21 protein-coding genes and 1 pseudogene are annotated in these 23,823 nt (G+C 46.1%); 14 read left to right on the forward strand and 8 right to left on the reverse strand.

Annotation, left to right across the window (positions count from 1 at the left end; all coding sequences use genetic code 11):
• The first annotated feature begins 441 nt into the window (after positions 1-441).
• Both LZ11_RS05585 and LZ11_RS05590 read left to right on the forward strand, forming a co-directional pair.
• Entirely contained in the window at positions 442-696 is a 255-nt protein-coding gene (locus LZ11_RS05585; protein WP_187695057.1) for a (2Fe-2S) ferredoxin domain-containing protein, read from the forward strand.
• Between the two features lie 2 nt (positions 697-698).
• Positions 699-2,426: a [Fe-Fe] hydrogenase large subunit C-terminal domain-containing protein gene (locus tag LZ11_RS05590; RefSeq protein WP_148866920.1), complete on the forward strand. Its 1,728-nt coding sequence runs from the start codon at positions 699-701 to the stop codon at positions 2,424-2,426.
• On the opposite strand, the gene LZ11_RS12720 is transcribed toward LZ11_RS05590, so the two are convergent.
• Positions 2,389-2,646, reverse strand: a complete 258-nt coding sequence (locus tag LZ11_RS12720; protein ID WP_246110720.1) for a hypothetical protein — start codon at positions 2,644-2,646, stop codon at positions 2,389-2,391. The genes LZ11_RS05590 and LZ11_RS12720 overlap by 38 nt on opposite strands.
• Between LZ11_RS12720 and LZ11_RS13005 the strand changes: the two are divergent.
• From LZ11_RS13005 to LZ11_RS05615, 6 genes and pseudogenes are all read left to right on the forward strand, one after another.
• A pseudogene (locus LZ11_RS13005) lies at positions 2,531-3,010 on the forward strand (SpoIIE family protein phosphatase); the annotation flags it as partial. The gene LZ11_RS12720 and the pseudogene LZ11_RS13005 overlap by 116 nt on opposite strands.
• Positions 3,011-3,143: 133 nt before the next feature.
• Positions 3,144-3,602, forward strand: coding sequence for a hypothetical protein (locus tag LZ11_RS12725; protein WP_246110721.1), 459 nt, complete (start codon positions 3,144-3,146; stop codon positions 3,600-3,602).
• A gap of 89 nt (positions 3,603-3,691) precedes the next feature.
• Entirely contained in the window at positions 3,692-5,125 is a 1,434-nt protein-coding gene (locus LZ11_RS05600) for a sigma-54 interaction domain-containing protein (protein ID WP_148866921.1), read from the forward strand.
• A 311-nt stretch (positions 5,126-5,436) separates the two neighbouring features.
• The gene (locus LZ11_RS05605; protein ID WP_148866922.1) at positions 5,437-6,852 is read left to right on the forward strand and encodes a sodium-dependent transporter; all 1,416 of its coding nucleotides are present in this window, start codon (positions 5,437-5,439) and stop codon (positions 6,850-6,852) included.
• Between the two features lie 152 nt (positions 6,853-7,004).
• The gene (gene hypD / locus LZ11_RS05610) at positions 7,005-9,437 is read left to right on the forward strand and encodes a trans-4-hydroxy-L-proline dehydratase (protein WP_148866923.1); all 2,433 of its coding nucleotides are present in this window, start codon (positions 7,005-7,007) and stop codon (positions 9,435-9,437) included.
• Positions 9,438-9,470: 33 nt separating this feature from the next.
• Positions 9,471-10,376, forward strand: coding sequence for a glycyl-radical enzyme activating protein (locus LZ11_RS05615; protein ID WP_148866924.1), 906 nt, complete (start codon positions 9,471-9,473; stop codon positions 10,374-10,376).
• Here LZ11_RS05615 and LZ11_RS05620 read toward each other — a convergent pair.
• The 7 genes from LZ11_RS05620 to LZ11_RS05650 are packed head-to-tail and all read right to left on the reverse strand — an operon-like array spanning position 10,360 to position 17,734.
• Positions 10,360-10,743 carry an iron-sulfur cluster assembly scaffold protein gene (locus LZ11_RS05620; RefSeq protein ID WP_148866925.1) on the reverse strand — a complete coding sequence of 128 codons (384 nt, stop codon included), beginning with the start codon at positions 10,741-10,743 and terminating at the stop codon, positions 10,360-10,362. The genes LZ11_RS05615 and LZ11_RS05620 overlap by 17 nt on opposite strands.
• A 47-nt stretch (positions 10,744-10,790) precedes the next feature.
• Positions 10,791-13,421 (reverse strand): glycoside hydrolase family 38 N-terminal domain-containing protein, encoded by a 2,631-nt coding sequence (locus LZ11_RS05625; RefSeq protein ID WP_148866926.1) that lies wholly within the window; start codon positions 13,419-13,421, stop codon positions 10,791-10,793.
• Positions 13,422-13,473: 52 nt separating this feature from the next.
• On the reverse strand, positions 13,474-14,505 hold the full coding sequence (locus LZ11_RS05630) for a PTS fructose transporter subunit IIC (RefSeq protein ID WP_148866927.1): 1,032 nt from the start codon (positions 14,503-14,505) through the stop codon (positions 13,474-13,476).
• A 21-nt stretch (positions 14,506-14,526) separates the two neighbouring features.
• Positions 14,527-14,838, reverse strand: coding sequence for a PTS fructose transporter subunit IIB (locus LZ11_RS05635; protein ID WP_148866928.1), 312 nt, complete (start codon positions 14,836-14,838; stop codon positions 14,527-14,529).
• Positions 14,835-15,305 carry a PTS sugar transporter subunit IIA gene (locus LZ11_RS05640; RefSeq protein ID WP_148866929.1) on the reverse strand — a complete coding sequence of 157 codons (471 nt, stop codon included), beginning with the start codon at positions 15,303-15,305 and terminating at the stop codon, positions 14,835-14,837. Before LZ11_RS05640 ends, LZ11_RS05635 begins: the two co-directional genes overlap by 4 nt.
• Positions 15,302-17,263, reverse strand: a complete 1,962-nt coding sequence (locus LZ11_RS05645) for a BglG family transcription antiterminator (protein ID WP_148866930.1) — start codon at positions 17,261-17,263, stop codon at positions 15,302-15,304. Before LZ11_RS05645 ends, LZ11_RS05640 begins: the two co-directional genes overlap by 4 nt.
• Positions 17,264-17,311: 48 nt before the next feature.
• Positions 17,312-17,734 (reverse strand): nucleotidyltransferase domain-containing protein, encoded by a 423-nt coding sequence (locus tag LZ11_RS05650; protein ID WP_148866931.1) that lies wholly within the window; start codon positions 17,732-17,734, stop codon positions 17,312-17,314.
• A 398-nt stretch (positions 17,735-18,132) separates the two neighbouring features.
• On the opposite strand from LZ11_RS05650, the gene LZ11_RS05655 reads away from it, so the two are divergent.
• From LZ11_RS05655 to LZ11_RS05680, 6 genes are all read left to right on the forward strand, one after another.
• Positions 18,133-18,777, forward strand: a complete 645-nt coding sequence (locus LZ11_RS05655; RefSeq protein WP_148866932.1) for a TetR/AcrR family transcriptional regulator — start codon at positions 18,133-18,135, stop codon at positions 18,775-18,777.
• Positions 18,764-19,618, forward strand: coding sequence for an ABC transporter ATP-binding protein (locus LZ11_RS05660; RefSeq protein ID WP_148866933.1), 855 nt, complete (start codon positions 18,764-18,766; stop codon positions 19,616-19,618). Before LZ11_RS05655 ends, LZ11_RS05660 begins: the two co-directional genes overlap by 14 nt.
• The gene (locus LZ11_RS05665; protein WP_148866934.1) at positions 19,619-20,683 is read left to right on the forward strand and encodes an ABC transporter permease; all 1,065 of its coding nucleotides are present in this window, start codon (positions 19,619-19,621) and stop codon (positions 20,681-20,683) included.
• A 3-nt stretch (positions 20,684-20,686) separates the two neighbouring features.
• Positions 20,687-21,685 (forward strand): ABC transporter permease, encoded by a 999-nt coding sequence (locus tag LZ11_RS05670; RefSeq protein ID WP_148866935.1) that lies wholly within the window; start codon positions 20,687-20,689, stop codon positions 21,683-21,685.
• A 558-nt stretch (positions 21,686-22,243) separates the two neighbouring features.
• Positions 22,244-23,284, forward strand: a complete 1,041-nt coding sequence (locus tag LZ11_RS05675; protein ID WP_148866936.1) for a TRAP transporter substrate-binding protein — start codon at positions 22,244-22,246, stop codon at positions 23,282-23,284.
• A gap of 53 nt (positions 23,285-23,337) precedes the next feature.
• The gene (locus LZ11_RS05680) at positions 23,338-23,823 is read left to right on the forward strand and encodes a TRAP transporter small permease (RefSeq protein WP_148866937.1); all 486 of its coding nucleotides are present in this window, start codon (positions 23,338-23,340) and stop codon (positions 23,821-23,823) included.

The raw sequence follows: 23,823 nt of genomic DNA on the forward strand, positions 1-23,823 counted from the left end.
TTCGTTTTTAGCCCACCTATAAGGGATTGAAATTGAATATACGCTTCACCTTTTCACCTCCCCTTAATGTTTTTAGCCTACCTATAAGGGATTGAAATTTCCGTCCTTGTTGACCCCTGCTTTGATAGAAAGCACCTACTGCGTGGGTGTTTTTTAGCTTTTATAGGCTGATTGGATAAAAAGAAATAACTAAATCCAAAAGTTATACCCAAATTATTATAATGTGAAATCCAAAAACCTTAATAGTTAAGTAATTGACTTACATTGCGTGAATAATGTATAATGAAATAAGAATTGTTAATTATTTAACAAAATTTCTGTAACCCGTAGCTCACCGGTAAGGTGAGGGAAGCCGGCGGCAGAGATAAAAGCAGGGTAATAGACAACACCGCGGAAAAGATAGGGAGACTGATTAACCAGCTTTTGTAAGAGGGGTGCCCTATGATCGAGATAACGGTATGTGTGGGGAGTTCATGCCATTTGAAGGGGGCCTATGAGGTGATCAAGGAGTTTGAAAGGCAAATTCCCCTTTACGGCCTGGAGAATGTGGTGGAACTCAAGGCGGGATTCTGCCTGGGCAGGTGTGCCGAAGCGGTAACGGTGAAGATTGGAGGTAAATATTTCACCTCCGTAGCTTCGAAAGATGTGGCAGGGCTTCTGGAAGTCGTAAAGAACGGCGGCGTAAAGGAGGATTGATTTTGGACGTAATCAGCGTATCCCGGGCAAACTGCAAAAATTGCTACCGGTGCGTCAGGCACTGTCCGGTCAAGGCCATAAAAATAACGGGCGGACAGGCCGAGGTGGTGGATAGGCTGTGCCTTTACTGCGGAAGTTGCGTCACCGAGTGTCCCCAGAACGCCAAAAAAGTAAGGAACGACCTGGACGCCGTAAAGCAATTCATACAGGCCGGGGAAAAGGTTCTGGCCTCCATCGCCCCTTCATACCCCGCCGCCTTCGGCGTGGATTCCCCCGGCGAGATGTTTTACCTATTGAAGAACCTGGGGTTCTGCGGAGCCGAGGAAACGGCGGTGGGGGCCGAGCTGGTGTCCGTGGAATACCGCCGGCTGATCGAGGAGGGGCAGACCGGCCCCATCATAACCACGGCCTGTCCGGTTGTTAAGAATCTGGCGGAGAAATACCACCCGGGACTTATAGGCAATTTGGCTCCGGTGGTTTCCCCCATGGTGGCCCACGCCAGATTGTTGAAGCAAAGATACGGGCGGGACGTCAAGGTGGTGTTTATAGGCCCCTGCATTGCAAAAAAGGCCGAAGCTCGAGACCGGAGCGTTGCGGGCGATGTGGATGCGGTGCTCACCTTCCGGGAATTGATGGATTGGTTGGAGGAAAAAGCTCCTGCTGCGGCCCGGGTCGAGTCCGAAAACCTGGAAGGCGCCCGGCAGCCCTTTATTGCCAGGAGCTACCCTTTGCCCGGGGGGCTTTTGAAGACATCTTCGATCACCGGTGACCTCTTGTCCCGGGAGGTGGTTGTAGTAGACGGCATGGAGGACTGCATGGAACTTTTAGACGCCCTGGAACGGAAAAGTGTAAACGGCCGGCTTTTTGAAATGATGGCGTGCAGGGGCGGTTGTATCGGCGGGCCTTTAATGCCGACCGGCAGGTCCCTTTATGAGCGAAGGCAGAGGCTGCTTTCATTTATAGAAAATAACCGTTGGCAGGCGGATTATAGAAATATTGAGGTAGACGGGGCGGGTATTGACCTCAGAAGATCTTTCGAGCCGAAGGCCTTTAAAGCGCCCCGGCCGACCGAACCAGAGATAAGAGAAATACTGGCATCAATAGGCAAAGCAACCCCCGAAAAGGAACTGAACTGCGGGGCGTGCGGATATCCTTCCTGCCGCAAAAAGGCCGAGGCCGTCTACCAGGGAATGGCGGAGCCGGACATGTGCATTCCTTACATGAGGTCCAGGGCCGAATCCCTGGCCAACCTGATCATAGACCACGCCCCGAACGGCATCATTCTGGTAGATGGGAACATGAATATAAAAGAAATAAATAAAGCGGCGGAGAAAATGTTTAATGCGGACAGGGAACAGGTAATAGGGAAGCCCCTTTCTACAATCATCGACGACAGGGATTTCGCCTGGGTGCTGGCCAATAAAACCGGCCTGCAGGATAAAAAGGTAAACTATCCCCTGAATTCTTTGATCACCCTTCAGACCATATGCTATATCGGAGGAGAGGACCTGGTGCTGGCCATTATTCAGGATATCACCGAGCAGGAAAAGCATAGGATGGAACTGGAAAGGGTGAGGGAGGAGACCCTGGAGAAAGCCCAGGAAGTGATAAACAGGCAGATGCGTGTGGCCCAGGAAATAGCGGGCCTGCTGGGAGAGACGACGGCGGAGAGCAAGGTGCTGCTCCTTAAGCTCATGGAACTGGTGAAAAGCAGGGGAGAAGAAAAGTGAAGGTCTTTGCCGAGGTGTTCACCAAAAGCCTCACAAAAAAAGGGGAAGAGCTGTGCGGGGACAGCGTTGAGGTGGTCCAGTCCGAAGACGGGATAATCGCCGTAATGGCCGACGGCCTGGGGAGCGGCGTAAAGGCCAGTATACTCTCCACCCTCACGGTCAGGATCGCTTCCACCATGATAAAAAACAGAGCGTCTATAGAAGAAGTGGTTAAGACCATAATAAATACTCTCCCCGTGTGCAGGGTGAGGCAGCTGGCTTATTCCACCTTTTCCATACTGGAGATAGATGACGACGGCAAAGGAAGGCTTTTTGAATTCGACAATCCCGCCGTGATATACCTTCGTGATGGGAGGGTCATGGGCCTGCCCTGCCGGGAATTGAAGGTGGAGAACAGGAGGATTCTGGAATATCGGTTCGAAGCCCTTCCGGGGGATAAAGTGTTCCTGGTGAGTGACGGCGTCATCCATGCGGGGGTAGGGGGTATCCTGAATCTGGGATGGCAGTGGTCCAATGTGGCCGAATACCTGCAGAGGCTCGACAAAAGGGGATGCTTCGCGGCTGAGATGGTGGACCAGCTGATCAGAACGTGCAGCCACCTTTATTTCGACAGCCCGGGGGACGATACTACGGTGGTGGGAGTGGGTATAAGGAAGCCGGAGCCGCTCACGGTACTGGTTGGCCCCCCCCGAGGACAGGGCAAAGGATGCAGAAGTCGTGAAAAAACTCACCGGCAGCGAAGGGAAAAAGGTAGTCTGCGGAGGAACCACCGCAAATATCGTTTCCAGGGAAACGGGAAGGAAGATTATCACAAACATGGATTATGCAGACCCGGCGGTACCTCCCGCCGGCAGTATAGAAGGAATAGACCTCGTAACCGAAGGTTTGATAACTTTAACCAGGTGTGTCGAGGTCTTGAGAAATTTTGTAAGCAGGTATTCCTTTTCCCCCCACTTCCTGGACGAGATAAGGAAAAAAAGGGACGGCGTTTCCATGCTGGCGGACCTGCTCGTCAACCGTTCCACCCACATCCGGTTTCTGGTGGGGCGGGCGGTCAATCCCGCCCACAGGAATCCATACCTTCCGGAGGGTGCCGGCGACAAGCTCAAGATAGTGGAGGAACTGGCCCAAATCCTGAAAAAGTGCGGCAAGAGGGTGTTTATAGAGCTTTATTAGATGAAAAAGAGGCGGTGGCTCTTATTTACAAAATGTCTGAAAATTGCTATCATATTTATTGAAAATGATATGGCATGGAGGGGGGTACAATGGTCCGGGTTGACTATAAATTTCTCTTTGAATCCATGCTCGCCCACTTGAAGCAGGGTATTCTGGTGGTGGACACAAAAGCGAACGTCATATTCTACAATGAGCCCGTGACCCAGATAGCAGGAATAAACCCCCAGGAAGCTATAGGTAAAAATATTTTGGAGATATTTCCCGACCTCACGCCGGAAACCAGTACTTTTTACTACGTCCTGAGGACCGGCAAGCCCCTGGTTGACTACATTCAGACCTATATCAATTTCAAAGGCGAAAAGGTTACAACCTTGACATCCACCATGCCGCTGATAAAGTGTGGGAAAATAGTGGGGGCCTTCGAACTTTACAGGGAATTATCCACCGTAAGGGAGCTATCGGAAAAGATCGTTTCACTGCAGAGGGAGCTTTACAAGAAAGCTTCCTGTGAAAAAAATCACATTGATTGCAGGGCAGTGTACACCTTTGACGACATAATAGGAAAAAGCCCTGCCATCAGGGAATTGATAGAAAGGGCAAAGAAGGTTGCGGACAGTCCTTCACCGATCCTTGTGTACGGAGAGACGGGAACAGGAAAGGAATTGCTCGTTCAAGCTATACACAACGCCAGCCTTTTAAGAAGAGATAAGCCGTTTATTGCCCAGAACTGTGCAGCTCTGCCGAAAACCCTGTTGGAAGGGATTCTCTTTGGCACCACCGCCGGCAGCTTTACCGGAGCCAGAGACAGGCCGGGGCTTTTCGAACTGGCCAATGGAGGTACACTCTTTTTAGACGAAATTAATTCCATGGATATAGAACTTCAGGCCAAACTCCTGAGGGTCCTCCAGGACGGCGTCATAAGGAGGGTGGGAGGAGTAAGGACTACCGTTGTCGACGTGAGGGTCATTGCTTCCACCAACGAACCTCCCCGAAAGGCCATCGAGAGAAAGCTTCTCAGAGAGGATTTGTACTACAGATTAAATGTAATATCTCTGAAAATCCCCCCGCTGAGGGAGAGGAAAGAAGATATCCCGCTGCTCGTAGAACACTTTATTAAGCTTTACAATAAACAGCTGGGGAAGAATGTAAAGGGCGTTTCTCCGGGAGTCATGGAACTTTTCATGAACTACCGGTGGCCCGGAAATGTGAGGGAACTGAAGTCTATCATAGAGAATGCAATGAATTTTATAGAAGGGGAAATAATAGAAGTAAAAAATTTGTCCCAAAACTATGATTATTTTCTGAACCAGGAAGAAATTAGGCCTATGCGATATAATTCTAATTCCGATTTGCCGTCACTAAATGAGGCAGTTGGGAATTTTGAGAAAAACTTAATCCTGAAAGCAATATGCGCAGCTAATGGAAATTATGCCAAGGCGGCACGGCTACTGAAAGTACCACGGCAGACGCTACACAATAAAGTAAAAAAATATGGACTTATGAAAAAAAATATTATAAAATGATCGTCCAAAATGTCTCAAAAATGGTTTTTAGCGTCCCGATAACGGGACGTTATTTTTATTTGAATTTTGACCAAGATTTAGATTTTCTTAAGTTCTGCGGCATATTATTTCAATTTGATTATTATTGGCACATTATTTGCAAAACAAATATATTGGAATATTAAGAATAAAAAGATGGGAGGTGAAATTACTATCCGGTCAATTAAATTTAAAGTTAATAAATTATTTAAAATTAAGAAAGGAGTCAGAGGATGAACAATAAAAGGGAGCAATGGGGTAGTCGTATAGGATTTATATTGGCTTCATAGGGTATGGCTGTAGGCACGGGGAATATATGGAGATTTCCTAGAATGGCAGGCCTTTACGATGGTGGATCTTTCCTGATCGCTTATCTCGTAGCAAATCTAATGTGGGCTATACCACTTATGTTAACCGAAATTGGTATCGGTAAGAGGATGAGAATGGGGACAATTGGTTCTTTCAGAGATTTTGTTGGTAAGAAATATGCATGGTTGGGTGCATGGTGTGCTTTTGTTTGCGCTGCAATTACCTTTTATTATGCGGTAGTATTTTCGTGGGCTTTAAGATATTTCTTTATGGCCGTTATTGGCACTATCAAGCCGGGATTAAACAGCCAAGCTTTATGGGACGGTATTATAAATGATCCTTTACAGGGAATTTTATGGAACTTTATCGCTGCTGCAATTGCCGGAATAATCATCTATAAAGGTGTTCAGGGCGGATTGGAGAAAACTAATAAAATCATGATACCTGCACTTTTCATTTCGCTTATCGCAACGGCTATATGGGGCCTTTCCAAACCCGGTGCTACTTTGGGGCTGAAATACTTATTTGTACCCAACTGGGCGGCTCTGGCATCTCCTGCAGTATGGCTTAATGCTTTTGCGCAGGCATCGTGGTCTACAGGAGCTGGCTGGGGTGAAACGCTAACATGCGCTGTATATACAAAGGAAAATGAAGACGTTGTGGCAAATACGCACATGATTGTGTTTGGCGATATGCTCGGGGCGATGTGTGGAGCGCTGGCTGTTTTGCCTTTAGTGTTTGCTTTTTCTCCCAGTGAAGCTGCGGCTATAGAAACACTTAAATCGGGCAACTATGGACTGACCTTTATATATTTGACCAAGTTCTTTGCAGAGGCGCCCGGAGGTGCTCTGATTGCATCCTTGTTCTTCCTGGCTCTTTCGTTTGCTGCTTTATCATCGCTATTGCCTCAAACGGAGGTTATCGTACGCAACTATATAGATGCTGGTTACGACCGAAAGAAAGCGACTCTTCTTGTATCGATTGCCGTATTTATTTTAGGCATGCCCTCAGCAGCTAGCATAAAATTCTTAAACAACCAGGACTGGGTATGGGGTGTAGCGCTCCTCGTCAGCGGTGTCATGTTTGCCTTTGCAGTTTGTAAATATGGTGTTGACAGAGTGAGAACCGAATTGATTAATCCGGACAGCGATATTATGATAGGAAAATCTTATAATATTCGCATTATGCTATTCCCGGTGCTCTTTACGGTGCTCTTCGGCTGGTGGATATGGCAGTCGAAAACATGGCATCCGACCGATTGGTGGAATCCCTTCCTGGAGGATAGCGTTGGAACGATAATATTCCAGTTTGCTATTGTCGGGCTTGCGTTATACCTCATGAATGATAAGTTAGCAAAGTGGGTTAAGTCAGGGTCTGTTCCCGGCGAAACCATAAGATAGGGGGTAAATAAATGGTTGAGACAATAATTTGGATGATTATTATGATTTCCATTTTTCTAGGGGGCTTTATATATTATGCAATCATCGCAGCAATGGGTGAGCAGAGAAAGAGATAATGTAATGATAATTTCTATTTTCAGGAGGCGAAAACTATGACTTTTTCCTGTGAAGCTGTTGAAAGGGAAATCCAAAAACGGAGGGCTGCCGTAAGGCCGGTAAATGAAAGGATTGCAAGGCTGAGAGAAGAGAGTGTGAAGGCCGAAGTCAAAATATCCGAAGAAAGAGCTAGATTAATAACCGAATTTTACAAAAGCGGGGCCGCCGAAGGAAAATCCGCCCCGGTTCAGCGGGCGCTGGCGTTCAAGTATTTAATGGAACGCGTGAGCCTGCCTGTCGAAGACGGTCAGCTGATCGTAGGGTTGAGGGGTACCGGGCCCCAGGAGGTCCCTACCTATCCTGAGATCTGCACTCACAGCATGCAAGACCTGGAAATATTGAACTCCAGAGAGAATATGCCCTACAAAGTTGACGTCAGTACCAGGAAGTTATACGAGGATGAGATAATTCCGTACTGGAAGGGCAGGACGGTAAGGGAAGCCGTCTTTGAAAGCATGCCCCGGGAATGGTTGGATGCTTACGATGCGGGCTTATGGACCGAATTTATGGAACAGAGGGCACCGGGCCACACGGCCGGCGGAGAGAGGATATTCAGAATGGGGATTCTGGATATAAAAGAGGAAATTAAAAGGAAAATCGAGGAACTCAACCCGGATGATCCCAAATACGACGAAAAGATGGAAGAACTTAAAGCGATGGATATTGCTGCAGACGCTATCATGATCTACGCCGGGCGCTACGCCGAAAAACTCGATAAAATGGCCGGGGAAGAAGAAAACCCCGAGAGGAAGGAAGAACTTAAAGAAATGGCCCGGATATGCAGGAAGGTTCCGGCCCGTGCTCCGGAGACTTTCTGGGAGGCTCTGCAGCACTACTGGTTCGTTCATGTGGGTGTGGTTTATGAGACCAATCCCTGGGACTCCTTTAACCCGGGTCGCATGGACCAGCATTTGTATCCGTTCTACAAAAAGGATGTGGCGGAAGGAAGGCTCACGAGAGACAAAGCCAAAGAACTTCTTCAGGCTTTCTGGGTCAAGATCAACAACCAGCCTGCGGTGCCGAAAGTCGGGGTAACGGCCGAAGAGAGCTTCACGTACAACGACTTTACGAAGATCAATATAGGAGGGTTGAGGGAGGATGGCTCCGACGGTGTCAATGAGATCTCATACCTGATCCTGGAAGTCCTGGATGAAATGAGAACTTTGCAGCCGAATACTGCTGTGTTGGTGAGCGATAAAAATCCCGAGCGCTTTTTAATAAAGGCCTTGAAAGTTGTAGCCCCCGGCTTTGGAGAACCGCCGTTTTTCAACTTCGACGGGGTCGTAGTAAAGATGCTGAGGCAGGGCAAAAGCCTGGAAGACGCCCGCACTTCAGGGGTTAGCGGCTGCGTGGAGTCAGGGGCTTTCGGGAAGGAAGCCTATATACTGACTGGGTACTTCAACCTGCCCAAAATTCTCGAAATCACCCTTAATAACGGTATAGACCCGCAAAGCGGAAAGAAGCTGGGCATTGAAACGGGAGATCCGGCTGGTTTCAAGAACTTCGACGAGCTCTGGGAGGCTTTTATCAAGCAGGTAAAGCACTTCATGGATATTAAGATGAGGGGAAATGACATTATTGAAGAGATTTATGCGAAACAATTCCCGGTTCCCTTCATGTCACTGTGGATAGAAGACTGCGTTAAAAATGCTAGGGATTACAACGCCGGCGGAGCAAGGTATAACACCCAGTATATCCAGCTGGTGGGATTGGGCACCGTGGCGTTCAGTTTGAGCGCAATCAGGTACCATGTTTTCGATGGTAATACAGTGACGATGGGTGAGCTTCTGGAAGCCTTGAGGCACAACTTCGAAGGAAAGTACGAAATATTGAGGCAGATGATTTTAAATAAAACGCCCAGGTACGGAGAAGACGATGATTATGCTGATGAAATAGCGAAAAATATCGTGGATTTGACGGTGGGGATGATCGAAAGTTACCCGCCCTCACCGGTAAGGAAGGCATCAAGGAGGGCTTACTTTCTGCCTACCACGGTACATGTGTATTTCGGCAAAGTTACTGGAGCAACGCCGGATGGAAGAAAGGCGGGAATGCCGGTTTCGGAAGGCGTTTCACCGGTGCAGGGGAGCGACAGGAGGGGAATAGCTGCGGTATTCAGGTCGGTAGCCAAGTGCGACTGGGATAAGACAGGCGGGGCTCTGCTCAATCAGAAGCTTACTCCGGATTTGCTGGAGGGCGATGAAAACGTCAAAAAGCTGGCGCGGCTTATAAGGACCTTTTTCAATATGGGAGGGCATCACGTCCAGTTCAACGTCGTCAGCGCCGAGCTACTCCGCGAGGCGCAGCAGCGCCCTGCCGATTTTCAGGACCTGATGGTAAGGGTTGCAGGATACAGCGATTACTTCGTAAACCTTCCGAAAGGATTGCAGGAGGAGATAATCACCAGAACCGAACACAAAGAGATTTAGCTCCGGTCGATTAAAAGAGATGGAGGCGTTTAAATGGTCGACAAAGGATTGATATTCGACATAAAGCGGTTTGCTATCCACGATGGCCCGGGTATAAGGACGACGGTATTCCTGAAAGGATGTCCCCTCAGGTGCTGGTGGTGTCACAATCCCGAAGGCATTTCCCCCATGAACGAGCTCATGTTTTTTGAATATAAATGCATGGGGTGTCAAATGTGCGCCGGTGTTTGCCCGGCCGGTGCGGTTACTTATGAAAACAATACCCATAATATAAACGGGCAAAAGTGCATCGGTTGTGGAATTTGTTCCGAAGCATGTCCAACAGGAGCTTTGAAACTGGTTGGCAGGGTGATCACCATTGAAGAACTCATGGAGGAGATCGAAAGGGATATCCTGCTTTACGATAACTCCGACGGTGGCGTAACCTTTTCGGGCGGAGAGCCCCTTTCGCAGCACCGGTTTTTAAAAGAAGTCTTGAAAGAGTGCAAAAAGAGGGGGGTTCATACCGCACTGGATACGTCGGGTTACGCCCCCGCTGACGTGTTCGCATCGGTTATGGATTATGTGGACGTTTTTCTCTTTGACCTGAAGCTGGCCGATGACGAAGAGCACAGGAAATACACGGGAGTTTCAAACGAGCCGATCAAGGAGAACCTGCGGATGCTGGCGGATACGGGGAGGGGCGGGGACGTGATTTTGCGCCTCCCCGTAATCCCGGGGATTACCGATACGGAAAAAAATATCGAAGGCCTTCTGGAGTTTGTCGCATCATTGAAAGATATAAGGCGGATTGACCTGTTGTCCTTCCACGACGTGAGCGAAAAATATTGCAGGCTGGGCAGGGAGTATAAAATGCCAGCCTGCAGTGCTCCGCCCCCGGAAAGACTGAGATTAATTAAGGACAGGTTTGAGAGAATCGGCCTTATCGTAAAAATGTGAATTTTATTTTACTTCTATAATCCGCAATAGCAGCGTGCAGAGCATCAGCTGCAATGTTTGAACAATTTATCTTGTGAGGCGGCAGGCCGCCCAGTGCCTCGGCCACCTGTTCGTTTGTTATCTTTAAGGCTTCCTCAATGGCTTTGCCTTTTGCCAGTACTGTGAGCATACTGCTTGCCGCAATGGCCGCACCGCAACCGAAGGTTTTGAATTTGATGTCATCTATAATGCCTTCTTTTACTTTTATATATATAGTTATTGAATCCCCGTCCACCGGATTGCCCGCATGGCCTATTCCATCAGCATCGGGGATTTCCCCGGCGTTTCTCGGATTGGATAAGTGGTCGAGCACCTTTTCATTGTACAATTCTACACGCCCCCTTTCTCGTTATGGTATCGGAATCCACCGCTTCGCTATCTCCCAAGGCCCAGGGTGATTATCTCGTTCCCATTCAAAAGGTGAATATTTATTTTATTCTCCACAAAGCTTACCTTATTTTTATTTTTTATCTTTTTTTCTTTTAGGTCAAGTATGTCTGCCGCATTGAATCTGTCATCCAGTTCCATAACTATATTTCTCCGGGGCGAGTCCATCCCGTTATATATCCTCAGGACAACTGCGGGGCCGTGTTCGCTCTTTTTTATGCTGCTTTCAATTATGCCCTTGCTTTCAGTTTTTATAAAGTACAGTTCGTCCTTTAATTCGCCCGGAGTTTCATTCAAGGGCATATAGCTCAGGAGCGGCGTTATATAGTTATGGGCGCTTTCTATGATGTCACCTGCTGCATAATCTCCTTTGTGAGGAACTATGGAGTATTCCACCTCATGCACGCCCATCATCTCCGAATCGGGCACTGCGATGTGGAGTCCCGAGCGCCTGCCGGGCCTGTACCGGAGGTCATTCTTACCCATGTAATCGGTGCCGCTCAAAAGGGTGAGTGCTATGATGGGCTTATCCTTATTCAATATCTCATACTGCGGAAGTCCCTTATTCAAAACAGCCAGGCCGTACTTCCCATCCGACACATCTACAAAAGACCTCTGGGGATAAATGGGATAATACCTTTCTTCCCAGCCTTCTTTATCCCAGCATTCCTGCTCCTTTAAAAAATTTTCCCGTTTCAATACGCCAAACTGCTGCTCGGCTACATGGGTGTGAGCTTCTACATTTCCATCAAAGAGCACCCTTATCCTGTGGTTTTTCGCCCTGTTGTCAATCACAGTCTTTATATCCACCCTCTTTATACCGCTGTAAAGCGTGACGAAACTATCCACCTGGCAGGGACAGGTTTTTTCCGTCCTTTTCATACTATCGGTATCCATGGGAACGTTTAGTATATGAGAAATCCTGATTTTTGCAAATAGGGGGCCGTTTTCTACAAGCTCAATCTCTGGCTTCGAGCCCCGGGCTGTGATTACCACATCCTCTATTGGCGGTGAAAAGTCGTACTCGTCACCGGCGTTTCCGCTTTCTTCGAATACATTGAGACCTCTGTATGTTTTCGCCGTCTCTTTATCAGTTATGCACAGAGAACCGTCATCTTCCACCGATACCCTGTAAAATTCATTTTCCAAGATCTTGCCGGCGCCAATAAAGCCCGCGTTCCAATCGCTCTTGACGTGTTCCTTAACATAGTATGTCCTGTAGCCAGACCCATCCAGTTCTGCAATAAATACTAGCTTTATCTCTTTCACCCAGCGGTCGGGATTTTTCACGCCTATCTCTATCTCCCTCTCGGCAAGGTTTACATCCTTTACGGACATTACCTGATACGGTATCTCTCTTCCTTCGTTATCTGTCAGTATAAATTCCTCGGTATCAAGATAAATTGTAGCGTCTACCGGTTCCTTTCTATAACGCATTAGTGTATTAAAAACAATGATGGGTTTGCCCATTCCCTCTTTGAATCCAATGTCTCCCGATATTTCGCTTATCTTCTCGTTTAACAGGGTGTGTCCTATCTGTTTTGCAAATTCGAACCTCATTTTCATTTCCCTGTGGGTGGCATCGGTACATACGGTGCATATGGAGTCATGGGCGTGGTTCTGTAATATATACTTCCAGCCCCTGTTTATTACGTCATTGTCATATTTGTGACCCAGGATGTAGGCCATAGTGGATATCGGCTCTAAATACCTTTCATATAGAAGCTGAGTATTGAAGTTGTCCCTTTTTATATCCAGTCTCGTGCCGCTGATGCTCACGTGCACCCTCATGGACTTGCCCTTTCTGAATTCACCCTTCAGTACCTTGAGAGGGGTGTCTTCACTTCTAACTTTTTCGATATAATCCTCAATGCTGCCCTGGATCAGCCTTATATCTTTTCCGTTATCTTTATAATACGAATTCAGTTCTTTGATGATACCGGGTATATCATGGTTCGCAAATCTCTGGTCAAAGCCGCACATAAGAAGGATGTTGTTCGATGTGCTTTTGGATTTTAATCTTTTCAAATTCTCCTCTATAGTCTTTATGCTCATAGCCATATTTTTTGAAAGGGACATGCCGTTGCCGTAACCGAGCGGAAGGTGTACTGCAAATACTCTGCTGCCGTCCGGCGACTCCCATAAAAACTCGGTTTTGTCCAGGTCCTCATCGGTTACCCCCCTCCAGAAAACAGCGTTGTCTATGCCGAATCCCTTCAGTAACTGCGGTATGCAGGCGGCCTGACCGAAAGAGTCGGGGAGGTAGCCCACCTTCATAACCCTTCCGAAATCCTCGCCTATCTCATGCCCTATAAGCAGATTCCTTATTAATGACTCGCCGCTTACCAGAAACTCATCGGGCTGGACGTACCAGGGGCCTATTACGAGTCTCCCGGCCCTCACCAGCCTTCTTATCCTTTCTCTCATATACGGCTTTACGTCTAGATAGTCTTCCAGTACCACCGTCTGTCCGTCTAAGACAAAAGATGTATAGTTTTCATTCCTTTCCAGGAGATCTATGAGATCGTCCATAAATTCCACCAGTTTTACTCTGTATTCCTGAAAGGTCTTATGCCACTCCCTGTCCCAGTGGGTATGACATACCACATACAGATTCATTTAAAACCCCTCCCAAAATGTAAAAAGGGCATTGAGCCCTTTTTACATATTTTTATTCAAGATTCAATCCTTCAAAATTATTTTCTTCCTCCGTAATCTCTTTCTTTAATGCTACGGTTATAACCGCCGTTACTATAATAGCAGCAGCGAACCCAATTACGAACATCAAAGGCTTTATAAAGAAGGGTATTACGAATACCCCGCCGCTCGGAACGGGTGCCTGGGCGCCCAGCAGCAGTGCCACCGCACCTCCGAAGCCGGAGCCGATCACCAGGGATGGTATGACCCTTAATGGGTCGGCTGCCGCATAAGGTATGGCTCCTTCCGTAATACCTGTAGCTCCCATTATGGCCGCCGGTATGGCGTTTTTCTTTTCCATCTCGGTGAACTTTTTGGGAGCAAGATATGTTGCCAGGGCTAGGCCTATGGGCGGTGCCATTATCCCTACCCAGCATGCCGCCATAGGCGCGTAAACCCCCTGGCTGAGCATACCTGCGGAAAATGCGAATGCAATCTTATTAACCGGGCCTCCCATGTCAAACGCCATCATAGCAGCTATTATGAAGCCAAGCAGGGCTGCATTGGCGCCGGTCATGGAATTCAGCCATGCCTCCATAGTCTTGGACAGCGCACTTATTGGCTGGCCTATAATGAGCATGAGGCCTGAAACTATAGCTACACCGAAGAATGGGATAATTATTATCGGCTTTAAAGCTGCAATATACGGATGCATCGGAATCTTTTTCAGCTGATTTACGATCCATCCCGCAATAAAACCTGCCACGATACCGCCCAAGAAGCCTGCGCCAATCTTATTGGCTATGAGGCCGCCGACGATACCCGGTGCGATACCAGGCCTGTCCGCCATCGAGTAAGCCATGTATCCCGCCATGATCGGGACCATCATTTGAAAGGCGGTAACTCCCATGTCCACCAGCGTCTTGGACATCCCCGGGATTACCTTACCACCACCTATTAGTATTCCTATGGTGAGTAAGAGACCACCCGAAACCACGAAGGGGATCATGTAGGAAACCCCGGTCATGAGATGTCTTCTTGCATTTTCCCATATTTTGTTGTTCATTTTTTTGACCTCCTCATTTTATTATTTATTTATTAAACTTATCGCTTTTTTAACAATGGCATCGGCGTCCTTTATGGCTTCCGACACCGGCACCTGAATTACCGGTTTGTTTTTAAACCTCTCGGGTTTGGCTATAGCCGTTTCTATAGCCAGAATCACGGCATCCGCCTCTCTTGCCTCTTTTTCAGTTATTTCATTTTCTATGCCCAGGGCGCCCTGCGTCTCTATCTTAATCTCTGCGCCGTTGGCTTTAGCCGCTTTTTTCAGAGCCGTAGCCGCCATGTACGTGTGCGCCACACCTGAAGGGCATGCCGTAACTGCAACAATTTTCATTTTAAATCATCCTCCTTTGTAAAGCCCATTATATTGAGCACTTCTTCTTTATCCCTGGCATTAAAGAGCTTTTCTCTGAAATCCTCCTCCATCAGCATTGAAGCTATTCCGGACAGCAGCTTTAAATGTATATTTTCACCCCCATCTTTGGGCACTGCCAGCAAAAACACCAGGCTAACCGGCTTGCCGTCCAGAGAGTCCCAGTCTACCGGCTCTTTTAGCTTTGCTATGGCTATGGAGGTATTTATTACGCTGCCGGACCTACCGTGAGGTATAGCTATTCCCATCCCTACACCGGTTGTACCGATTCTTTCCCTTTCGAACACGTCATTTACGAAGGCCTCTTTTGATGTTATGGCACCGCTCTTAAACAGCATGCCAGCCATTTCGTTTATAACTTCTTCTTTTGTCTTTGCCACCATATTAAGCTCAATAAGTTCTCTGTTTAGAACGTTATTAAATATCATAATGTATCTCTCCCTTTAAGTATCCTGACAAACTCGTTAAAATCCCTTGCTTTAATCATCTTTGCTACCAAAGATGGGTCGTCCACGATATCATATAACGCTTCGAATATATGCTGGAATTCTCTGTCGCTCAATTTTTCCAGTGCTATCATAAAGATGAGCTGGGCCTGGTTGTTCCCCCATTTTATGGGCTTTTCCAAAATTCCTACAGCAATATGCGAACCTACGGCGTGTCCCAACATAGCATGGGGGATAGCTACAAGGTTTCCAATGCCGGTTGAAGATATTTTTTCTCTTTGCTTGGCAGACTCTTTAAACCCTTCGGTGACATATCCCTTTCGGTACAGGCCGTCACTCATCTTATCAATAACCTCGAAACAATCCCTCGCACTTATGCCCTTGAAGAACAGGTCCTCTTTCATGAGCTTTAAAAGTATGCTTCTGTCAACCTCTTCATCTTCGGGTGAGATGATCGCCTTCAGTCTTTTCAGCTCATTTTTATTGAGCAGCGGGCTGATTTTTATTACAGGTATATCCATATTTTCTAAAGGTACGGTGCTGAGTATAAGGTCCGGTTTTTGTTTTACAGCCTCTGCGCTTTTGAAGGAAGGGTATACCCCCGTTATGGTTATATTCGGAAATGTTTTCCTTATCCTTGTGGCAAGTAGCTGTGCCGTTCCCATTCCCGAAGCGCATACCACCGCTACCCTTTTTATCTCCTCGCGTTCCCTGTAATTTCCTCTCTCTATGGCTGCACCGAAATATACGGCAATATAGCCCATCTCGTTTTCATCAACCTTTATTTTATATACATCCTCCAACACCCTGGAAGCTACCACAGCCAGCTCGAAGGCCTGCGGATACTCTTCCTTTATCTCTTTTAAATATGGATTTTTAAGATTCATCCCGTATTTTATTCTTGTGATGGTAGGCTTCAGGTGCAGGGCCAGGCCGTATATAAGCTCGTCGTCCGTAGTGAAATCAATTCCGTATACCCTTCTTACCTCTTCAATCATTCGCGTTGCAACCCGGTAGATTTCCTCACCTACGGCGTTTTTTATTTTTTCTCTGGATAGTGAGCCGTCCCCGAGGACCTTGGTGCCCAGAAGGTGCATTGTTATATAACCTATCTCAGCTTCGGGTATGGATATGTTAAATTTACTTTCAAGGCTTTTGACCATGTCGTATGCTACAGAGTATTCCAGCTTATCTTTGAGATTACTTATTTCTCCGGGTGGCAGTTCGATGCTCTTGGATTCCCTTATCCTCTTTATAGCAATCGCAATGTGAATTATTAGATTGGTGTAGGCTACATCGGATAGCTTAAACGGGATCCTTTCCAGTACCTCATCTATGACATCCTTTATTGCCTGTATATCCACATCCTTTACAATATCGCCGATGTCCGGCAAACCGACCGCAAAGATCTTTTCATCCTTTAAACTCTTCAGGTGGTCGGACATGGCAAAGCGCAAATCCATTTCGCTTCCCTGGAGCTTCATGCCGTAATTAGGTTTTTTGAAAATCTTGATATTATGGCTTGAAAACCATTCCTCCACTTTCTCCATATCTTTTTCTACTGTGGACTTGCTCACATACAGTTCATCCGCGAGAGACTCCAGCGTAATAAAGTCATCGGCGGCAAGTAGTTTCCCCCTGATGTACCTTACCCTCTCTTCGGGAAGGGTGGGCACTATATACCCCTGACTTTCCTTCATTATCTCTCTCAATATCCCGGAAAGTTTTTCCTCGTCATCATATTCGAGGGAATATCCGACTCCCGGCGAAGAAATGATCTTTATACCATTTTCTTTTAATTGTTCATTAATAATTTTAATGTCGCTCCTTATGGTCCTCGAGGATACACCCAGTACTCCTGCAAGGTACTCTCCGGTGACCGGTCCCTTCGATATCAAAAGTTCTTCTATGATCCTCTTTTTGCGCGCATCAAGATCCAAACTTGTTTCACCTCTTTCACTGTTGATTATAATGCATAATTTAGTATATTAAAATTTATCTATTTTCCTCATCGGATGCGGAAATAGTAAACAACCGGCAGCCCCAAAAAACATATCCTGCCGCATGGACCTTTTCGCGGCAGGATATGTTTTAAAGATCAATTCCCTTTTGACTATTTCCGATACAAAACTTATTTTCTTTGCCAATTCCTCAAATTCTTCAGGGGTGTATCCCAATATATCAGCACCTATATCGTAATTCCAGCACTTATAAAGTAACTCCAGCCTTTCAAAGAAGTTCATTCTTCTGAAGTCTTCGGAGACTATTGCTAGGTCAACATCGCTGGATTTAAGGGCTTCGTCTCTTGCGTACGATCCAAATAAGATTACCCTGTTGATTTTGATATACTTCCTGAGTTTGCCTATATAGTCACTGACAATCTTCATTATTTCATCTTTTGTCTTAACCATTGCAATACCCTCTCGGTTTCTTTTAAAAACTCCCGGGCGATTTGATCGTTGTACATTTTATGACTGGGTCCTCCGGCGCATCCGGGTATCTTGAAACCATGTAATGCGGGTTTAACTTTAATTAATCGTAATCTATTTTTATTATATCATAAAATTGTAAAAAAAAATTAATGGCGAGTTAAATCTGAGTTTCCAAGTCATCTATGAAAAGAAACGGGTGCCACAGCAATTTTCCAATACTTCCCATTTATCCTTCGAAATCAGCCCCAGCCTCCAAAAGGCGAAATATATAATTGACAGCAATCAGAAAAAGAGTTAAAATGTGACTGAGAGGTCACATCTATTATTTTTTTAACCATCATATGACCACCTGGTCATATTACTGAAAGGAGGATAAAATGCCCAAGAGCACTTTTTTCAATTTACCGGCAGACAAAAGAGAAAAAATATTACAGGTTGCTATTGAAGAATTTGCCCGGCATTCCTACCGGGAAGCCAGCGTAAACCGAATTGTGGAAAGATCGGGTATAGCAAAAGGAAGTTTTTACCAGTATTTTGAAGACAAGAAGGATCTGTTCAAGTTTATTATTGAAAAAAGCGGAGAAAAGAAACTGGAATATCTGGGGCAGGTTTTGAACAATCTGGAACAGCTGGATTTTTTTGAGCTGGTGCGGGAGCTTTATGCGGCAGGTATAAAATTCGCAAAGGAGAATCCGGAGCTTTTTGCCATCGGCCAGCGGCTTTTGAAAGACGACGACCGGAACCTTTTTGAAGAGATAATGGAAGATCCAAAGAATAAAGGCCAGCAGTTTTTCGTGGAACTGCTCAAAAAAGGAATTCAAAGAGGGGAAATAGATCCCGGTATAAGTGTGGAACTGGTGGCCATGCTTCTGGTATGGATGAATTTTGCGATCTCGGAGTATTTTTTAAATGAAAAGAAAAAGAATGACCTCATGGGGTTAATGGAAATCGTCGATGAATTGATTTACGTGATAAAAAACGGCATAAAGGCCAAAGGGAGGACGGAAAATGCTGACCGTTAAAAACCTGTATCACTCTTACACAGGGGATGAAAATTACGCCGTAAAGGACGTGTCTTTCGAGATACAGCAGGGGGAGATTTTCGGATTTCTTGGCCCCAGCGGGGCGGGAAAGTCCACCACCCAGAAGATTTTAACCGGCCTGCTTCCCCTTCAAAGAGGCGAGGTTAAAATTGGAGGCATAGATATTAAAAGACCCACAGAGCGGTTGTTCAACATGATCGGTGTGTCTTTCGAACATCCCAACGTATATAAAAAGCTGACAGGGCTTGAGAATCTGGAATTTTACCGCAGGCTTTTCAGCGTTCCCACCGAAGACCCTATGAAGCTATTGAAGATGGTGGGGTTGGAACATGCGGCGCACCAGCGGGCGGGGGGATATTCTAAAGGAATGTTGCAGCGGCTGGTCTTTGCCAGATCCATGATCAATTCACCCAAAATGTGGTTTCTGGATGAGCCCACTGCTGGCCTGGATCCGGCTACGGCGAGCCGCATCAAAGAGATAATATGGCAGAAGAAAAAAGGGGGGACGACGATTTTCCTCACTAGCCACAATATGCATATTGCCGACGAGCTCTGCGATAGGGTGGCTTTTATCAACAGCGGCGAGATAGTGCTCATAGATTCACCGAGAAATTTGAAATTGAAATATGGAAGCAAAATGATAAAGGTGGAATACAGAGAAGGAGAAATTTTAAGAAAAGAATACCTTTCCATGGTAGAGGAACGAGACAGGGAACGTTTGAACCGGCTACTAAAAGAAGGAAATATCGAGACCATCCATTCCCAGGAAGCGACCCTTGAAGAGATCTTTATCAGAGTAACGGGGAGGAAGCTGGAATAGATGCTTAAAAGATATATTTCTCTATTGAAAAAAGACATAAAAATCGCTTTCAGAAACCAATTTTTTGCGATCGTCATAGGTGTAGCCCTGCTCTTTGTGGGTTTGATTAATTTTCTAATACCGGGAGAACTTTCTCTTAAACCTTCGGTGTATTACTTTATAGGATATGAAGGCCGAATTAAACCCGCCCTGGAACAGGTGCTCGAAGAGGCCGGAAGGGAACACGGCAATGTTCACAGAAAGGGTTCCGTTGAGGAAATCGAGGCTGAGATGAGGAAAGATTATAACAGCCTGGGCATGGTGATAGGAGATCTCGAAGGAAAACCTCATATTGAATTTATTATGCAGGGGCACGAGAACGAAAAAGTAATTAACGCCCTGGTATTATCTATAAAGGATAATATAAGGAGCAGGATGCATGCGGATAAAGAGATAAAGACCGTATTTTTAAATCAGGATCAGGACGCGAAAAAAATACCCTTTAATCATACCTGGATACCCGTTTTTGTGGTTATGGAGTCGGTTCTTCTGGGATTTTTCATGATCGCGGTATTAATTTTTCTGGAAAAAGACGAAAGAACCTTAACGGCCTATATGGTATCGCCGGGAAGGATTCCCGAATACCTGGCGTCCAAAATTACACTGATGGCGATATTGGGATGCATATCCTCGCTGACACTGGTGTTCCTTACTCTTGGACTCAGGGCTGAATATCTTTCTCTGTTTGTTTTTGTAGTTCTAGGCAGCATAGCGGCGGCGATTTCCGGGTTGATTCTGGCCAGCTTTTTTAACAACGTATCTCAGGCCAGCGTATGGATAATCGCTTTCAGCCTCATACTCGCGTTGCCTTTTATGTCGTACTACTTCCCAAGCTTTGCGCCGTTGATCGTTAAGGCTGTTCCTACCTACTACCTGCTCTTTGCTGCAAGAGAAATATTATTTTTCGGGGGAAATCGGGGAGTTTTGTATTCTGCACTCAAGGGATTGGCCCTTTTCGACATCGCCGGATATCTGGCTGCGGTGGCTGTTTACCGGCTTCGACTTACAAAAAGCCAGGAGGTGTAAAAAATGCGGAGGATCTGGGCTATATTTTGCCGCGATTTATCCAGCAGCATGAGGGAGTTTCTTTTGCTTTACATGATATTTGCACCGATATTTCTGGCCCTCCTGTTCAGGATATTTATATCCAGCGCAGGTTCTGCTGCACTTATGTTTGCTGTGGATGAAAGGGTTGGAGAAGATGTGATCGGGACCTTTAAAAAATACGGCAGCGTTGAGGTTTATAAAAATGTGGAAGAAATCAAGAGGAGAGTTGCAGGAGCGGACGATGTGGCCGGTATTACAATAAATGAATCGGGAGATTACATCGTGATCCTTGATGGGGGTGAAACCCACGATACCAGGGAGATTCCTAAAATGATAATTCGAGATATGGTGGACCCCCGGCAGTTGGAAATAAGTTTTTCGGTCCGCGATCTTGGAGTCACCCGATCTCCCGTAGCCCGAGTGGGGGCGGCGTCGCTGATTTTAACCGTATTTGCCCTGGCGGGGGCGGTGATCGGTTTTAATATCATTGAGGAAAAGGAGGGGAAAACCCTCAGTGCCATCAATGTGACTCCCGTCAGGCGGTTTGAATTTATCGCCGGAAAAAGCATCACGGGTTTGGCGGTGTCGATCATGATTGTGTACCCGGTTTTATGGATCCTGGATATGTGGTCGGTGGACAAAGCCAAAATTTTCGCCATGACCCTGTCCAGTTCCGCCATAACCATCCTTGCCGGATTTTTGATAGGAGCGATGAGCGGCAACCAGGTCGAAGGGATAGCCAATTTGAAGGTGTCAATGCTTCCCCTGTCGGCTTCTGTGGTTGGTGCTTTGATGCTGCCTCCGGATAAACACTTTTTCGTGTCCTGGATTCCCACCTACTGGTCCTTCAAGGGCTTTGATGAAATAATTAAAAACTCGGCCAGCTGGGGGCAGATAGGAATATATTCTGCATGGATTCTTGGGTTGGTCCTTGCTGCATTCCTGGTGTTGAGTAAGAGGATAAAAAGAGGAATAGCGTGAAGGGAGGTGTAATTTTGGAATTAAAATGGTGGATTATATTGATAGTCGCCGCATTGATAGCCGCACCTATTAAACTGAGGATATTAAAAAAATGGATGAGACGGGATAAAGAATAACCGGGCAATTCATTAAATAAAGTAATATCCTGCCGCAAGGACCTTTTAGCGGCATGATATTTTGCTTACATGATGTTAATTCCCGTTTTGTGTATTTACGGGTGCCACAGCATTCTCAATACTTCTCATTTATCCTTTGAAATCAGTCCCAGCATCCAGAGGGCGATGCCCGCCAACCGGTGTCGCTTTGCAATACCTATTTTTGTCAGCATGCTTTCCACCGTCTCGCGGGGCACGTCAAATATATGCTTTATTTACCCGGGTAATGTCCTGTCTGCCAAACTTCATAAAAATTCTATCAAAATTATAACATTTTATAACACCTTGAAAGATCTTTTTTTATTTCGCGCAAGTTGATTACGGATTTATCGCCTCTGGCACAATATTTGCAATAAATTTTTAGCGCAAAGTTTTTCTAAAAACTATAAATAGGGGGTTGCTTATGTTCAAAAAAATCCTATCAATTTGCTTAATCCTGCTTTTGTCTCTAACCATAGTTGCAGGATGCGGAGGAAAGCAGGCGGAGGGGCCAGCACAAACTGGTCAAAATAATCAGACCGGTAATGAAAGCAAAGACCAGATAAACATCAGAGTCGGCCACGTTCTCGCACCAACTCATCCGTACCAGCTCGGCCTGGAGAAATTTGCGGAATTGGTAAGTCAAAAAACCAACGGGAAGGTAAAAGTGGAAGTTTTCCACAGTTCTCAGCTGGGCAACGAAAGGGATATGGTTGAAGGATTGCAGTTGGGCACTCTCGAGATGACGCTTGTTTCCACGGCTCCCCTTTCGAGTTTTACGAAAAAGTTTATGGTATTTGATTTACCGTTTATTTTCAAAGATACTGCCTCTGCCAGAGCAGTGGTTGATGGCCCTATAGGAACTCAACTGCTTGATAGTTTAAGTGACCAGGGCATTATAGGACTTGCATACTTTGAAAATGGCTTCAGGCATGTTACCAATAACAGTAAACCAATTGAAAAACCTGAAGATCTCAAGGGAATGAAGATTAGAACAATGGAAAATCCCGTACACATGGCAACGTTTAAAGTAATGGGTGCGGATCCTACGCCAATGGCTTTTGGTGAGCTATTTACGGCCCTCCAGCAGGGGACGATAGATGGCCAGGAAAATCCCTTACCGATAGTTGAGACATCGAAATTTTATGAAGTACAAAAATATTTATCATTAACCGGACACTTCTATGCACCGGCACCACTTCTCATAAGCAAGAGCTTTTTTGAGAGTTTAAGTCCCGATGTGCAAAATGCTATAAAAGAGGCCGCTGCAGAAGCCAGGGATTACGAAAGAAAATTGTTGGACGAAATGAACGCAAAACTGGTGGACGAGCTTCAGAAAAAAGGCATGCAGATTAACGAGGTTGATAAGGAAGCCTTCATCAAGGCTGTTCAGCCGGTGTACACGCAATTCGAAAGCCACATAACGCCGGAGCTGATTAACCAAGTTATAGAGGCCCAGAAGTGATGGAAGGCAGGTGAATGCCTGCCTTCCAGTTAATATGATGGAGGTTTTATAATATGAAAAGAGTGAGCAAAATTTTCAATAACATAGAAGAGTATCTGGTGGTTATCCTGCTCTTTGTAATGACCGTTGTGGTCTTCTGGCAGGTAATATGCAGGTTTGTGTTGAAGGCTTCCCTTCCATGGTCGGAAGAGATCTCCCGGTATATCCTGGTTTGGGCATCCTTTCTGGGGGCCAGCATAGGAGTGAAAAGAGGAGCGCATATAGGAGTCGAAGCGTTCACCATGATTTTGCCGGCAAAATTGAAAAAGTTTGTTCAGCATTTTGCAATCATCTTAAGTGTACTTTTCTGCCTCATAGTTTTTAAGGAAAGTTTAAGTATTATACAAAAACAGATAATCAACAACCAGGTCTCGCCGGCCATGCGGATACCTATGTGGTGGGCCTATGCGGCGATCCCGACCGGGATGATATTAATGGCTATTAGATTTCTACAGACAATGGTAAAAATTTCGAGACATTCGACAAAGGAGGCAAACTAG

Source organism: Thermosediminibacter litoriperuensis (genome assembly GCF_008124715.1).
Classification (GTDB): Bacteria; Bacillota; Thermosediminibacteria; order Thermosediminibacterales; family Thermosediminibacteraceae; genus Thermosediminibacter; species Thermosediminibacter litoriperuensis.